This is a genomic window from Pseudohaemophilus paraphrohaemolyticus, from assembly GCF_003253115.1.
Classification (GTDB): domain Bacteria; phylum Pseudomonadota; class Gammaproteobacteria; order Enterobacterales; family Pasteurellaceae; genus Haemophilus_A; species Haemophilus_A paraphrohaemolyticus_A.
The window spans coordinates 101631-115770 of sequence record NZ_QEQF01000002.1; the positions used below are offsets into that span (position 1 = coordinate 101631).

General features: G+C 43.0%; 13 protein-coding genes, 1 tRNA gene and 2 pseudogenes. 11 read left to right on the forward strand and 5 right to left on the reverse strand.

Annotated elements, in window-relative coordinates; genetic code table 11:
- Positions 1–251: 251 nt before the first annotated feature.
- The 11 genes and pseudogenes from DPV92_RS03410 to DPV92_RS03455 all read left to right on the forward strand — a co-directional run bounded on the left by DPV92_RS03410 (position 252) and on the right by DPV92_RS03455 (position 8495).
- Entirely contained in the window at positions 252–1112 is an 861-nt protein-coding gene (locus DPV92_RS03410) for an SDR family oxidoreductase (protein WP_111353691.1), read from the forward strand.
- Positions 1102–1926 carry an ABC transporter ATP-binding protein gene (locus tag DPV92_RS03415; RefSeq protein WP_111353692.1) on the forward strand — a complete coding sequence of 275 codons (825 nt, stop codon included), beginning with the start codon at positions 1102–1104 and terminating at the stop codon, positions 1924–1926. Before DPV92_RS03410 ends, DPV92_RS03415 begins: the two co-directional genes overlap by 11 nt.
- A gap of 100 nt (positions 1927–2026) precedes the next feature.
- Positions 2027–3544 (forward strand): annotated as a pseudogene (locus tag DPV92_RS03420) (ABC transporter permease/substrate-binding protein).
- A 140-nt stretch (positions 3545–3684) separates the two neighbouring features.
- Complete coding sequence (locus DPV92_RS09835; RefSeq protein WP_404810736.1) at positions 3685–3999, forward strand: alcohol dehydrogenase catalytic domain-containing protein; 315 nt, start codon at positions 3685–3687, stop codon at positions 3997–3999.
- 21 nt (positions 4000–4020) lie between these two features.
- A pseudogene (locus tag DPV92_RS10030) lies at positions 4021–4098 on the forward strand (IS3 family transposase); the annotation flags it as partial.
- 166 nt (positions 4099–4264) lie between these two features.
- Positions 4265–5545: a lipid IV(A) 3-deoxy-D-manno-octulosonic acid transferase gene (gene waaA / locus DPV92_RS03430; RefSeq protein ID WP_111353693.1), complete on the forward strand. Its 1281-nt coding sequence runs from the start codon at positions 4265–4267 to the stop codon at positions 5543–5545.
- A 2-nt stretch (positions 5546–5547) separates the two neighbouring features.
- A complete protein-coding gene (gene coaD / locus DPV92_RS03435) occupies positions 5548–6033 on the forward strand; it encodes a pantetheine-phosphate adenylyltransferase (RefSeq protein ID WP_111353694.1) in 486 nt (161 codons plus the stop codon).
- A 2-nt stretch (positions 6034–6035) separates the two neighbouring features.
- Entirely contained in the window at positions 6036–6584 is a 549-nt protein-coding gene (orn, locus tag DPV92_RS03440) for an oligoribonuclease (protein ID WP_111353695.1), read from the forward strand.
- Between the two features lie 112 nt (positions 6585–6696).
- A tRNA-Gly gene (locus tag DPV92_RS03445) sits at positions 6697–6772 on the forward strand.
- Positions 6773–6838: 66 nt separating this feature from the next.
- Entirely contained in the window at positions 6839–7339 is a 501-nt protein-coding gene (tsaE, locus tag DPV92_RS03450; RefSeq protein WP_111353696.1) for a tRNA (adenosine(37)-N6)-threonylcarbamoyltransferase complex ATPase subunit type 1 TsaE, read from the forward strand.
- A 40-nt stretch (positions 7340–7379) separates the two neighbouring features.
- Positions 7380–8495, forward strand: a complete 1116-nt coding sequence (locus tag DPV92_RS03455; protein ID WP_111353697.1) for an N-acetylmuramoyl-L-alanine amidase — start codon at positions 7380–7382, stop codon at positions 8493–8495.
- 48 nt (positions 8496–8543) lie between these two features.
- Here DPV92_RS03455 and queA read toward each other — a convergent pair whose 3' ends face one another.
- From queA to DPV92_RS03480, 5 genes are all read right to left on the reverse strand, one after another.
- Positions 8544–9629 carry a tRNA preQ1(34) S-adenosylmethionine ribosyltransferase-isomerase QueA gene (queA, locus tag DPV92_RS03460; protein WP_111353698.1) on the reverse strand — a complete coding sequence of 362 codons (1086 nt, stop codon included), beginning with the start codon at positions 9627–9629 and terminating at the stop codon, positions 8544–8546.
- A gap of 138 nt (positions 9630–9767) precedes the next feature.
- A complete protein-coding gene (locus DPV92_RS03465) occupies positions 9768–10820 on the reverse strand; it encodes an AI-2E family transporter (protein ID WP_111353699.1) in 1053 nt (350 codons plus the stop codon).
- 3 nt (positions 10821–10823) lie between these two features.
- Positions 10824–11579 (reverse strand): class I SAM-dependent methyltransferase, encoded by a 756-nt coding sequence (locus DPV92_RS03470; RefSeq protein ID WP_111353700.1) that lies wholly within the window; start codon positions 11577–11579, stop codon positions 10824–10826.
- 164 nt (positions 11580–11743) lie between these two features.
- Entirely contained in the window at positions 11744–12235 is a 492-nt protein-coding gene (gene ilvN / locus DPV92_RS03475; protein WP_040215906.1) for an acetolactate synthase small subunit, read from the reverse strand.
- Entirely contained in the window at positions 12228–13949 is a 1722-nt protein-coding gene (locus DPV92_RS03480) for an acetolactate synthase 3 large subunit (RefSeq protein ID WP_111353701.1), read from the reverse strand. Before DPV92_RS03480 ends, ilvN begins: the two co-directional genes overlap by 8 nt.
- Between the last annotated feature and the right edge of the window lie 191 nt (positions 13950–14140).

A 14140-nucleotide genomic window follows, 5' to 3' on the forward strand; every position in this document is an offset into this window, starting at 1 on the left:
ATTCCGAATATTTTTTATTTTAATCAACGGCAGGAAATGCTCCATGTGGTCATGATTTCTCATTGGTGGCACGAGAATATGCTTGTGCTGATATGGGGTTGGCAGTGTTACTTTTTGGTGATGTTGCATCATTGATAGAAAATATGGACAATTAAGAGTTGTTATGCCTGAATGCGAAATTACTACTACCCTAAAGCCACTTTTTCAGCTACCCTTATCTTATATTTACACCGTTTCCCAAGGAGTTCCTAATGAAAATCGCCATCACAGGCACCAGCGGCAACATCGGCGGTATGGTCGCCCGACACCTCAATTCACGCAGCCTTCCGTTAATTCTGCCGCTGCGCAACCCCGCCAAAGCGCCCGATCTAACGAACTGCGAGGCACGACGGTTTGCTTATGGAGATTTGGAGCTTGCTAAGCAGGCGTTAAACGGGGTGGACGTGCTGTTTATGGTGTCCGCCGCCGAAAGCCTGACGCGCGAACAGGAGCATTTGACTTTGGTGCAGGCTGCTTCGGAAGCGGGTGTGAAACACATGGTCTATCTCTCTTTTGCACAGGCTGCGTTGGACAGTATCTTCACGCTGGCACGTACCCATGCGGTTACCGAAAATGTGATCCGGCAAACGAATATGTGCTACACCTTTCTGCGTGACAATTTTTACAGCGAGATGATGGCAACGATTGCCAACGCAGACGGCATCATCGCAGGCCCAGCCGAAGATGGGCGCGTTGCCTGCGTTTCGCAGCGCGATGTCGCCCAAGCGGCGGCAAACGTTATCGCCGACATCGAATGCGGCAACCACCGCCACGATAATCAGACCTACACGTTGACAGGTTCCCAATCATTAAGTTGTGCTGAAATAGCTGCCGTCTTAACCGAAATTACCGGCAAACCGCACCGCTACCACAATGAAACCGTGGAGGAAGCCTTCGCCATCCGCAAAGCTGAGTATTCTGACATGCCTGATTGGCAGATTGAAGCCTGGGTTTCCACCTACACCGCCATTGCTAAAGGCGAACTTGCCGCCGTTTCAGACGACCTGCCACAGTTGTTGGGACGCACACCGCTTAATTTTGAAGATGTAGTAAAGGCACAATATGCAAAATAATCTTGTTCCATTTGTCGAATTTCGTGGCGTAGGCAAGCAATATGACGGCAAATATGCCGTGAGCGATTTGGATTTGACTATTTATGAGGGTGAATTTTTCGTGTTGGTGGGCGGATCGGGTAGTGGTAAATCCACCACTTTACGCATGATTAACGCGCTAATTGAACCGACCGATGGCAACGTTTATCTGCACGGCAAACGGATTAAAGACTACGACATCCGCCAGCTCCGCCACCAAATTGGTTACGTATTGCAGCAAATCGCCCTGTTCCCCACTATGACTGTGGCGGAAAACATCGAACTCATGCCAGACGTACTGGGCTGGACGAAAGCAGAACGCAAAACGCGTGTGAATGAATTATTGGAGTTGGTGGAACTTGACCCTGCACACTACCGCGACCGCTATCCGCACGAACTTTCCGGCGGCGAACAGCAGCGCATCGGCATTTTGCGTGCCATTGCCGCCAAGCCCCAAGTGCTGCTGATGGACGAACCGTTTTCCGCGCTCGACCCGCTGGTGCGCACCGTGCTGCAAGACCAAATAGCTATGATTCACCAAAAATTTGGCACCACTATCGTTTTCGTTACCCACGATATGCAGGAAGCCGCAAAACTCGCTTGTCGTATCGGTGTAATGCATAACGGCAAACTGGTACAAATCGGCACACCTGAAGAAATCAAAAAGCAACCGGCAAATGATTACGTGCAATCGCTGTTTTCCACCGCCGACGCCCCCGATGCCGAACGCATCATCCACCAATTCTTACGGTTGGATAAACAGGAACAGGAAGCTGTGAGAAGGGCGGTGTTATGATGGTGAAGGCTGTCTGAAACCTCTTTCAAGGTGCTAATACCTTGAAGTAAAGTAAACATAAACATCTATTATTCAACATACTAACTATAAATTTAAAACTATGTTCTCATCCCTAAACGTTACCCCAGCAGAACTCTGGCAAATGTTGCTTACGCATTTATGGCTTTCTGGACTGGCTTTGCTCGCTGCAGTGGCCATTGCGGTGCCTGCCGCCGTGTTGTTTGCGCGCAGACAGCGGGCAGCAGAAGCGGTGTTGCAGTTCACCAATATATTGTAAACCATCCCGTCTTTGGCATTGCTAGGTTTGCTGATTCCGTTTGTCGGTATCGGTTCGCCGCCCGTCTTGATTGCACTCACGCTATACGCATTGTTGCCGATTTTTCAAAATACCTATCTGGGGCTAACCCAAATCGACCAATCGATTCAAGATGCATACACCGCATTCGGGCTATCGCGTTGGCAATCATTGTGGCGGGTTGAACTACCGATGGCGCTGCCTGCCATGATTTCGGGCATCCGCACGGCGGCAGTGCTGATTGTCGGCACGGCAACACTGGCGGCGTTAATCGGCGCAGGCGGTTTGGGCAACCTGATTCTGCTAGGTATCGACCGCAACAATATGACGATGACGTTCACTGGCGCATTGCTCTCCGCGTTACTGGCTGTCGGCGTAAGCGGCATTATCGGGCTGTTGCAAAAATCGCGACGCAAGTTGCCGATTATTCTTGCATTGGCGGTAGGCTTCGGTGCTCTCGGTCTATCGCAGATTTCATTTACACCTGCCACAAAAAACGTGGTGATTGCCGGCAAAATGGGCAGCGAGCCTGATATTCTGATTAATATGTATAAATTCTTGATTGAACGAGAAAATCCGAATGTGAAAGTCACAGTCAAACCTAATTTTGGTAAAACCACCTTCCTGTTTAACGCACTCAATAGTGGTGAAATCGACATTTACCCCGAATTCACTGGCACCGTGCTGGAAGCCTTAGTACAAGTGCCAACTGAACAGAAAAACCGCCATCTGTCGCCCGATGAAACCTATCAACGGGGCAAACAATTATTGGCGGAACAATATCAGTTAGAGTTTCTACCACCGATGTCTTATCAGAACACTTACGCGTTGGCGGTCAAAGAAAGCTACGGTGCATCGCACCAACTGAAGACAATCAGCGACTTGAAGCAGGTAGCGCCCGATATTCGAGCTGGTTTCTCACTAGAATTTATCGACCGAGAGGATGGCTATAAAGGCATGCAGGCAGCTGGTATCATGCTAAAACATATTGTTAGCCTAGAACCTGCCTTACGCTATACGGCATTGTTGAATGACAAAATCGACCTAGTGGAAGCCTTTTCTACTGATGCTGAGTTGAAACAATATCAATTGAGCCTGCTGAAGGATGATATTTCCCTGTTCCCTGCCTATCAGGGGGCGCCGCTGATGAAGGCAGAATTTGCCGAAAAAAATCCGCAAATTGTGACCGCACTTAACCGACTGGCGGGAAAAATTAGCGAAGAGGAAATGAGCGAGATGAACTACCGCGTAAAAGTGCAAGGCGAAAGTGCGGAAAATGTGGCTCGGGATTATTTAGAGAAAAATGGGTTGTTAGGAAAGTAAAATTGGCAGCAGGCTACCTGAAAGCATTAGATTCTTAGGGAGGTATTATGAAAGCCATGAAAATCTACCAAGCCGGCAGTCCGGAGCAACTGATTTATCAAAACGTGCCAACACCTAATATCAAAGAGGGGTAGTCACTGGTGAAAATCAAAGGCTTCGGCATCAACCATTCTGAGATTTTTACACGAGAAGGCAAATTGCCGTCTGTCCAATTTCAGCGTATCTTGAGCATCGAATGTGTGAGCGAAGTGGCGCAAAGTTCCACGCCCGTGCTGGCGGTCGGACAAAAGGTTGTTTCTATTATGGGTGAAATGGGACGCGCCTTTGACGGTAGCTACGCCGAATATGTATTGCTGCCTAACAAGCAAGTTTACCCTGTTCATACCGATTTGGATTGGACAACTCTTGCTGCAATTCCCGAAACCTACTACACCGCATTCGGCTCATTGCAGTAGCTTCGCATTACGCCGCAAGATCATTACAACAATGAGCACATTCAGGGGAAACTAAAAGGACTGAGCCCCGTGAATTATAGAACTCAGTGCTTGAACTAAATAAGTCTAACTTTTTGAGGTCAGAATACTAGCGAGCTTAGTCTTTTCTCTTTTCTTTATTTCTTTTCTTCAGCCTTTCCCTCAGCCTTTCAGATTTTATGCTAGAATAACGACCAATTTTTTGTAAAACGTTCAGCAAAATTAACCGCTTGGAGAGACTTTATCAATGCTTCGTTTTTGTTATACCTTATTGAGCTATTGCATTCAGCCGCTAATTTTGCTTTTTATGTGGAAGAAAGGCTTAAAACAGTCCGATTATCGCAAACGTTTGTGTGAACGTTATGGGGTTTATTCTAATTTAACGAAGCCTATGCCAAACGGTATTATTGTGCATGCTGCCTCTGTGGGCGAGGTTATTGCGGCAACGCCGTTAATTAAAGCGATTCAAGCACGTTATCCCGAATTGCCGATTACGGTGACTACCGTGACGCCAACAGGTTCGGCACGTGTAAAAGGCGCATTTGGAGAGAGCGTGTCGCACTTTTACCTGCCTTACGATCTGCCTGATGCGATTGATCGCTTTATTGATTTTGTGCAACCTAAATTGATAATTGTGATTGAAACCGAGCTCTGGCCGAATCTGATTGCACGTTTTCATCAGCGGAACATTCCCTTTATTGTCGCAAATGCTCGCCTTTCTCCGCGTTCGGCTAAACGTTATGGTTGGATTAAACGGGCGTTAAAAGGTACGTGGCAACGCATCAATATGATTTTAGCTCAAGATAAAGTAAGCGAACAACGCTACTTGGATTTAGGTTATCCGCACGAAAAATTAGTAAACACGGGGAATTTAAAATTTGACCTTGAGATTACCGAACAGCTAAGAAAAAAAGTATTTGAAACGGTAGAGGCGTTAAATATTAGTCAGCGTTTGGTGTGGATTGCGGGGAGCACGCACGAGGGCGAAGAGAAGATGATTTTAAACGCGCATCAAGTGCTGCTTAAAAAACATTCAGATTTGCTGTTGATTTTAGTGCCTCGTCATCCTGAACGTTTTAATGCGGTGGAAGAGCTTATTCAAAAATCGGGCTTATCTTATCGAAAACGCTCCCAATTTGCAGTGCTTGAACAGACAACGCAAGTGTTACTTGGAGACACGATGGGGGAGATGATGGTTCTTTATGGTTTGGCGGAAATTGCATTTGTTGGCGGAAGTTTAGTCAAACACGGGGGGCACAACCCGCTTGAACCGATTGCGTTTGAACTTCCAGTTATTTCTGGTGTACATACTTATAATTTCCCAGAAATTTTTGCGAAGCTACGTTCTGTTCACGGTGTCGTTGAAGTAGAAAGTTCAGAAGAAGCACTTGCACAAGCGGTTGCATTTTTACTTGAAAATACGAATGCTCGAGAAAAAATTGCTCGTTATGGCTTTGAAGTATTAAAAGAAAACCAAGGAGCATTAGCTCGCCATTTGCATTTATTAGCACCTTATTTAGAAAAATAAAGATGAAAAATATTGTAATTTACGCAGGAACGTTCGACCCGATTACTAATGGGCATTTAGATATTATCCGCCGTGCCGCGAGCTTGTTCGATAAAGTCATTGTGGCAGTGGCTAAAAATTCTAGCAAACAGCCAATGTTTTCACTTGAAGAACGCACAGCGTTAGTTGAGCAAAGTTGTCAAGCGTTAGCTAATGTACAAGCGGTCAGTTTTTCTGGATTACTTGCTGATTTTGCTAAACAAAACCAAGCTACCGCATTAGTGCGTGGTATTCGTGGTAGCGATGATTTGGAATATGAAATTCAGCTTGCTCAATTAAATGATAAATTAGCTCACGGATTAGAAACAATTTTCTTGCCTCCTTCGGTGGAATGGCGTTATCTCTCTTCAACCATGGTGAGAGAAATTCATAAACATCACGGTGACATTCAGCCTTTTGTACCTGGCTGCGTGATGGATTTATTAAAAAATAGAACAGAAAAGGAATAAAAATGAGCCAAGATAAACAAAATTTAATCTGGATCGACCTTGAAATGACAGGCTTAGATCCTGAAAAAGAACGCATTATTGAAATTGCGACCATTGTGACCGATAAAGATCTCAATATTTTAGCGGAAGGTCCTGTTTTTGCTGTGAAACAATCTGATGAACTACTTGGTAAAATGAGCGGTTGGTGTGTGAAAACGCATACCGAAAATGGCTTAATTGAACGAGTGAAAGCGAGTAAGCTGACGGAGCGTGCTGCGGAGCTTCAAACGATAGATTTTCTAAAAAAATGGGTGCCAAAAGGTGCTTCTCCAATCTGTGGTAACAGCATTGCTCAAGACAAACGTTTTTTATACAAATATATGCCCGATTTAGCAGATTATTTCCATTACCGTCATTTAGATGTGAGTACGCTAAAAGAGTTAGCTCGCCGTTGGAAACCTGAAATTTTAGAACAGTTTAAAAAACAAAATACCCATTTGGCTTTAGATGATATTAAAGAATCGATTAATGAACTAAAATTTTATCGAGAGCATTTTATCAAACTTGATTAAATTTCCTTTGAATTGATATATTTTTCTCACTTGTGACATTTTTTAAAATTTTGCTTGTGAGGCACTGAGAAATTTGTATAATGTCGCTATTCAATTCTGAATGACCTCAAATGCGGGAATAGCTCAGTTGGTAGAGCACGACCTTGCCAAGGTCGGGGTCGCGAGTTCGAGCCTCGTTTCCCGCTCCATTTTTTCTTCAAATTTCTTCATGTCAATTTACTTTTAGTTTTTATTTTAAATAAACTATTTTTGCTATGACAGAACCTAATGCTTTTTATCTTCCTCACGAAGAAGCCTTATTACAATTCGGGCAACAATTTGCTACTGCAATTCAAGATTATTTAACGCAACATATAGGTGAAGGCGTAGTGATTTATTTGAATGGCGATTTAGGTACTGGGAAAACCACGCTGACTCGCAGTATCGTTCGTCAGTTTGGTCATCAAGGTAACGTGAAAAGCCCAACTTATACCTTAGTGGAAGAGTATCAACTTTCGCCTATTTCTGTGTATCACTTTGATTTATATCGCTTAGCCGATCCCGAAGAGCTAGAGTTTATGGGCATTCGAGACTATTTCCGACCGCAAACATTGTGTTTGCTAGAATGGGCATCAAAAGGCGAAGGTATGATTCCAGAGGCAGATATTCTGGTGCAAATTGATTATGCTGAAGAGGGCAGAAATCTGCACTTATATCCAAAATCCGAAAAAGGCATCCAAATCACCTCATTTTTGCACAAAATCACAGAAATTTAACTGATTGTAATTTGTAATATTTGTAAAATAAAGGAATGATATGAATAAGTTTATCCGTTGCTTAACAATCGCATTATTCGGTCTGTTAAGCGTAAGTAGTTATGCGAAGACAGTTGTGGCAATTGATGCGGGACACGGCGGGAAAGATCCTGGTGCCATTGGTAAAAAGCTTGGTATTAAAGAGAAAGATGTTACTCTTGCGATCGCTAAAGAATTAAAAGCCTTGCTTGATGCTGACCCGAATTTCGAAGCGGTTATGACACGTAAAACGGATACTTTTGTACAATTACCTGAGCGAACAGAAATTGCCCGTAAAAATCGTGCGAACTATCTGGTTTCAATTCATGCCGACTCCTCGCCTCGTTCCGATGATATGAAAGGTGCTTCCGTTTGGGTGCTTTCTAACCGTCGAGCTAATGATGAAATGGGTTTATGGTTAGAAGAGAGTGAAAAAAAGTCAGAACTGTTGGGCGGTGCAGGGCAAATTTTGGCACACAATAACGAACGTTATTTGAACCAAACGGTGCTGGATTTGCAATTTTCGCACGCACAACGCACGGGATACGCATTAGGTTCAAATGTGATTGGGAAAATGGCAATAATTACCTCATTAGCAAAATCGCAACCACAACACGCAAGTTTAAGCGTGCTCCGTTCGCCAGATATTACTTCTGTGCTAGTTGAAACGGGATTTTTATCTAACGCCGTTGAAGAACAAAAGCTCTCAACAATGACTTATCGCAAACAGATTGCAAAAGCAATTTATGATGGATTAGTCTCTTACCGAAAGCAAAATGGAAGGCTTTCTGATAATAAAACCATTGCTGAAAAAGAGCCTAAAGAAAAAGCATCTAAAGAAGAGAAAAAAGTAGACAATACAGATGCTAAGCAAGCGGTCAAAAATAACGAAAAATCAGCAAAAAGTACTGAGACTAAAGTAGATAACCCTAAAGGAAAAGAAAAAACAAACGAGAGCGAAAAAGAAGATTCATCTCGTAAAATCCAAAAATCAAATAATGGTTATCACGTCGTTCAACAAGATGAAACGCTCTACTCTATTGCTCGAACTTACAACACAACGCCAGAAAAACTTAGCAAACTGAACGACATTAAAAATAATAAGATTGTTGTAGGTAAAAAATTAAAAGTAGAGTAGGGATAATTAGGCATATAGGATGAATTTCCTATATGCCAACTTTAAATCCTATGGCACATCCTTCAATGCATTCGGATTTTTCTCAATAAACATGGCATCGCCATAGCTAAAGAAACGATATTTTTCTGCTACTGCGTGGGCATAGGCGTTCATTGTTGTGTGATAGCCAGCGAATGCAGAAACTAACATAATGAGCGTAGATTCTGGCAAATGGAAGTTAGTCACTAAAGCATCGGCAACTTTGAATGTTTTACCTGGGTAGATAAAAATTGAGGTGTCGGAGAAAAACGGTTCAATCAGGTTTTCAGGATTTTTGACCGCTTGTGCTGCACTTTCAATGGAGCGAACAGAGGTTGTGCCCACGGCGATAACACGTTTGCCATTCGCTTTCGTCTGTAAAATTTGATCTACTACTTCTTGTGAAACTTCCGCATATTCAGCGTGCATTTTGTGATCTAAAATATTTTCCACACGAACAGGTTGGAAGGTACCCGCCCCAACGTGAAGCGTAACAAATGCTGTGTTTACCCCTTTCTCTTTTAATTTCACTAATAAATTTTGGTCGAAATGCAAGCCTGCTGTTGGTGCTGCTACTGCGCCTAACACTTTGCTATAAACGGTTTGATAACGCTCTTGGTCTGCATCTTCATCTGGCCGGTCAATATATGGCGGAAGTGGCATATGCCCTGCTTGTTGAAGCAAATCAAATAGCGGTTTTTTGCCTTCAAATTGCAATTCAAAGAGAGCATCGTGACGAGCCGTCATCGTTGCGGCTAGGCCATTTCCTTCGCCTAATTTATCTTCGCCAAACACTAAAACAGTGCCTTCTTTTGGTGCTTTAGACGCCCGCACGTGAGCTAAACAGCGGTGTTCATCTAATACGCGCTCAACTAAAGCCTCAACCTTGCCACCACTTAATTTTCGACCGTAAAGACGAGCTGGGATTACACGAGTATTGTTAAAAACAAGCAAATCGCCTTCGTTTAAATGTTCGAGCAAATCGGTGAAGTGTTGATCAGCAAATTCGCCCGTATTACCGTTTAAATAGAGTAGTCGACTGGCGGTACGCTCTTTGGTTGGGTAGCGAGCGATGAGCTCATCGGGTAAATCAAAATGGAAATCGGAAACTAACATATTGTCCTTCTTTGGTAAAAAATAAGGGAAATTAGACCGCTTAATAATTGATTTGTAGGGAGGGGGCCCCCGTCCTTGCTCAAATAAAATAAGACAGGGATAAACCCTGTCCCTACGTCATAAATATTGGTCTAAAAATTAACTTTGTTCGCTAGAAGAAAACGCATTAAATACGGCTTTGACTAAGGTTGCCAATGGAATGGCGAAAAATACGCCCCAGAAGCCCCATAATCCGCCAAAAATAAGGACGGCAATAATGATGGTTAAGGGGTGCAAATTCACTGCCTCAGAGAATAAAAACGGTACGACTAAATTCCCGTCTAATAATTGGCTAATCACAAATGCCAAAATTAAGTAGTAGAATTCAGGTGATAAACCGAACTGCATCAGGGCAATCAAGGCAATTGGAATGGTTGCAAGTACCGCACCAATGTAAGGCACTAGAACAGAAAGCCCAACGATGACTGAAAGCAAGAGGGGGTAGCGTAAATCGAAGAAGATCAAAATGATATAAGTAATTACGCCAACAATCGCGATTTCTAAACATTTTCCACGAATATAATTTGCGATTTGATCTTGCATTTCTACCCATACGCGGGTCGCCAAGCGACGGTTTCTTGGCAATAAATTAGCAAGCGAATTTAAAAAGAGGGATTTATCTTTCAACAAGAAAAATACCATCAACGGCACAAGAAACGCATAAATACCTAAGCCGACCAAGTTAATCAGCGAGTTCACTGAAATGGATAGCAGCGATTCTCCATAGCCTAAAATTTTCGCCCTTACCGAACTGACGACGCTATCCAACATCGAATAATCAATCAGCTCAGGGTAGTGCTCTGGCAAGGTTTGCACCCATTCGCTCAAGAGGTTGAGCATATTGGGTAAATCGCGAATAAAATTGACTGCTTGATTCCATAAACTTGGCAGCATAACCACCAATAAGAATGAAACAAGCGAGAGCGCCGAGCCAAGTACAATAACGACACTCAATGTTCTTGGCATAAAGCGTTCAAGCAAGCGGATTGGCACTTCTAGCAAATAAGCCAGAACAATCGCAACCAGCAATGGCATAATTAGGTTGCTGAAAAAATAAATGATCCCAAAGCCAATCAGCAAAATCCCTGCAAGAGCCGCGATTTGAGGATCATTAAATTTTTGGCGATACCACGTTTGGATTTGTTCTAACATAGACTATTTTTGGCTACACACAGCAATGAAGCCCATTTTTTTCTCTGGGTCATTAAAGGTTTTGAACATCTTAGTAAAGGTTTCACGGTTTTCTGGTTTAAGTGCGTTGCTGATAATTTTCATTGCGCCAAGCACGCCTTCATCGGTAATTAACCCTTTTGGTGAAAGCAGAGACATCTCGCCTGAGTAAGTATCTACATTACGGAAACCACAACGGTGGAAAAGTTCTTTCCAGCCCTCTTTTTTCAGTGGCGTAACGGTAATGTGAATCGCATCGCGTAGATCAGCAATCACGCCTTCGGCATCATCGGTATTTAGCATCACGTCATGGGTGAGCAATAAACCATTTGGTTTAAGCACACGTAGGTATTCGCGAATTGCTTTTTCTTTCGCTTCAATTGGCAACATAGTCAGCATTGCTTCGTTGATTACAATATCAAAGCTGTTATCTTCAAAAGGCAGTTTGGTGGCATTCGCTCGTTGCACTTGCACCAACTCTTCTACGCCATTTTCTTTGATATTTGCACGTGCTTTTTCTAAAGCTTCTTCGTCTAAGTCAATGCCCGTAATATGGCAACCATACTCTTTAGCAAGCTGAATCGCGGTTGTCCCCATATTGCACGCCACTTCGAGTACTTTTTTCTCTTTGTTGAAATCGCCATTTGCGATAAGCCAATCGGTTGCGACTTTACCGCCTGGACGTAAACGGGTTTTGCCTAAGCGAGCAAGGAAATTGTGTCCAACTTCTTCTTTTTTCATAAATACCTCGAGCTTTGCCAATGTGTAAAATTTGATAGAAAAACGACCGCTTAAAACGATGTAATTCAGTCGGGATTATACAAAAAAATTTAGGGTTCTTATAGGGTAAAGATAGGGAAAGTGTGAAAAATAACCCCACATTTGGAGATGTGGGGGTTAGAGGCTTACAAACAATTATTCTCACCGCGAGAGAGGCTAATAATCCCTGAACGCACGATTTCAATAATAGTTGTTTCTGCTTTTACCGCTTCAATAAAGGCGTTGAGTTTTTCGCTTGTGCCTGTTAATTGGATGGTATAAAGTTTTGGAGCGATATCCACGATTTGACCGCGGAAAATATCGGTCATTCGTTTTAATTCATCACGGGCAGAGCCTGTCGCACGCACTTTTAATAGCAACACTTCACGTTCTACGTGTTCGCACGCACTGAGGTTAATCACTTTAAACACATCGATAAGTTTGTGCAGTTGTTTTTCAATCTGCTCTAAGATTTTTTCATCACCGTTTGCTACAATCGTCATACGTGACAGACTTTCATCGTCAGTTGGTGCAACGGTTAAACTTTCGATATTAAAGCCACGTTGTGAGAAAAGGGCAACCACGCGAGATAAAGCACCTGATTCATTTTCAAGTAAGACTGATAATGTTCTACGCATCTGTACGCTCCGTTTTGCTTAAAATCATTTCATTCATTGCACCGCCACGAATTTGCATTGGGTAAACGTGTTCGGTTTCATCTATACGCACATCAACAAAGACTAATTTATCTTTGATAGAGAAAGCTTGCGTGAGTTTTTCTTCTAATTCACTTGGGTGATCAATGGTAATGCCCACGTGCCCATAAGCTTCCGCCAATTTTGCAAAATCTGGCAATGAGTTCATGTACACTTGTGAGTGACGACCTTGATAAATAATATCTTGCCACTGTTTTACCATCCCTAAGAATCGGTTGTTAAGGCTGACAATCACCACTGGCGTGTCGTATTGTTTAGCGGTAGAAAGCTCTTGAATATTCATTTGAATTGAACCGTCACCCGTAACACACACAACTGTTGCTTCAGGGTGTGCAAATTTTACCCCAATTGCAGCAGGTAAGCCGAAGCCCATTGTGCCCGCACCACCAGAGTTGATCCAACGGCGTGGCTTATCAAAGCCGTAATGAAGAGCTGCAAACATTTGGTGCTGACCTACATCGGATGCCACATAAGCATCACCATTGGTTAGTTTATGGATTAAGCGGATCACTTGTTGCGGTTTAATCACCTCTGAACTCTCTTCAAATTTCAAGCAATCTTTTGCTTTCCATTCGTCAATTTGTTTCCACCAAGCGGTCAAATCTGCCTGATTTTTTGCCAAATTCACATCTTCAAGCAAGCTTAAAAATTCATCTAACACATTCTTCGCTGAGCCTACGATTGGAATGTAAGCCTGAACGGTTTTTGAAATGGAAGCTGGGTCAATATCTACGTGAATCACTTTCGCATTTGGGCAATATTTCGCCAAGTTTGCGGTGGTACGGTCATCAAAACGCACGCCGATACCTAAAATTAAATCGCTTTCGTGCATCGCATTATTGGCTTCATAAGTGCCGTGCATGCCAAGCATCCCTAAGAATTGGCGGTCTGAGCTAGGATAAGCCCCTAACCCCATCAACGAACTAGTTACAGGTAAGTTTAATTTTTTCGCAAAATCGACAAGTTCGTTGCTACATTCTGCTGAAATCACGCCACCGCCCACGTAAAGTACAGGTTTTTTTGCCACCATCAAGGCTTTTAATGCACGTTTGATTTGCCCTTTGTGCCCTTGCACCGTTGGGTTGTAAGAACGCAATGCTATTTCTTTCGGGTATTCATAAGCAAATTTATTGGCAGGGTTTACCATATCTTTAGGAATATCGATCACCACAGGACCAGGTCGCCCCGTGGAAGCGATATAGAACGCTTTTTTGATCGTTTCAGGGATTTCTTGCGGATCTCTAATCATAAAGCTGTGTTTTACCACAGGGCGAGAAATGCCGATCATATCGCACTCTTGGAACGCATCCGAACCGATTAACGAAGAAGGTACTTGACCTGTGATAATTACAAGCGGCACAGAATCGGTATAAGCGGTTAAAATCCCTGTAATCGCATTGGTTGCACCAGGACCTGAAGTCACCAACACACAACCCACTTTACCCGTTGAGCGAGCATAACCATCTGCCATATGCACCGCACCTTGTTCGTGACGAACTAACACGTGGTTAAGGCTTGATTGATGAATTGCATCATAAATATCTAACACTGAGCCTCCTGGATAGCCGAAAACGTATTCCACGCCTTCATCTAACAAGGATTGCACAACCATTTCTGCACCAGAAAGTTTTTTCATTAAATCCTCCAATTTCTTATAGCATTGTGAATGTTATTCACAACTCAAATATACGATTAAATTGGCAACATTGTGCAAGAGTTTCTCGCGTTTGTCTAGCAGTCAAGTTTTGCTAAAAACAGCATAAAATTTTTAAAATTGGCTAAGTTTAGATTTTTATAAGAATAATTTTGAATTTAATCGCTTGCTTA

Bases quoted from the DNA above. Each gene is read 5' to 3' on its own strand.
- DPV92_RS03410 (WP_111353691.1), top strand. From the start codon at position 252: ATGAAAATCGCCATCACAGGCACCAGCGGCAACATCGGCGGTATGGTC.
- DPV92_RS03415 (WP_111353692.1), top strand. From the start codon at position 1,102: ATGCAAAATAATCTTGTTCCATTTGTCGAATTTCGTGGCGTAGGCAAG.
- waaA (WP_111353693.1), top strand. From the start codon at position 4,265: ATGCTTCGTTTTTGTTATACCTTATTGAGCTATTGCATTCAGCCGCTA.
- coaD (WP_111353694.1), top strand. From the start codon at position 5,548: ATGAAAAATATTGTAATTTACGCAGGAACGTTCGACCCGATTACTAAT.
- orn (WP_111353695.1), top strand. From the start codon at position 6,036: ATGAGCCAAGATAAACAAAATTTAATCTGGATCGACCTTGAAATGACA.
- tsaE (WP_111353696.1), top strand. From the start codon at position 6,839: ATGACAGAACCTAATGCTTTTTATCTTCCTCACGAAGAAGCCTTATTA.
- DPV92_RS03455 (WP_111353697.1), top strand. From the start codon at position 7,380: ATGAATAAGTTTATCCGTTGCTTAACAATCGCATTATTCGGTCTGTTA.
- queA (WP_111353698.1), bottom strand. From the start codon at position 9,629: ATGTTAGTTTCCGATTTCCATTTTGATTTACCCGATGAGCTCATCGCT.
- DPV92_RS03465 (WP_111353699.1), bottom strand. From the start codon at position 10,820: ATGTTAGAACAAATCCAAACGTGGTATCGCCAAAAATTTAATGATCCT.
- DPV92_RS03470 (WP_111353700.1), bottom strand. From the start codon at position 11,579: ATGAAAAAAGAAGAAGTTGGACACAATTTCCTTGCTCGCTTAGGCAAA.
- ilvN (WP_040215906.1), bottom strand. From the start codon at position 12,235: ATGCGTAGAACATTATCAGTCTTACTTGAAAATGAATCAGGTGCTTTA.
- DPV92_RS03480 (WP_111353701.1), bottom strand. From the start codon at position 13,949: ATGAAAAAACTTTCTGGTGCAGAAATGGTTGTGCAATCCTTGTTAGAT.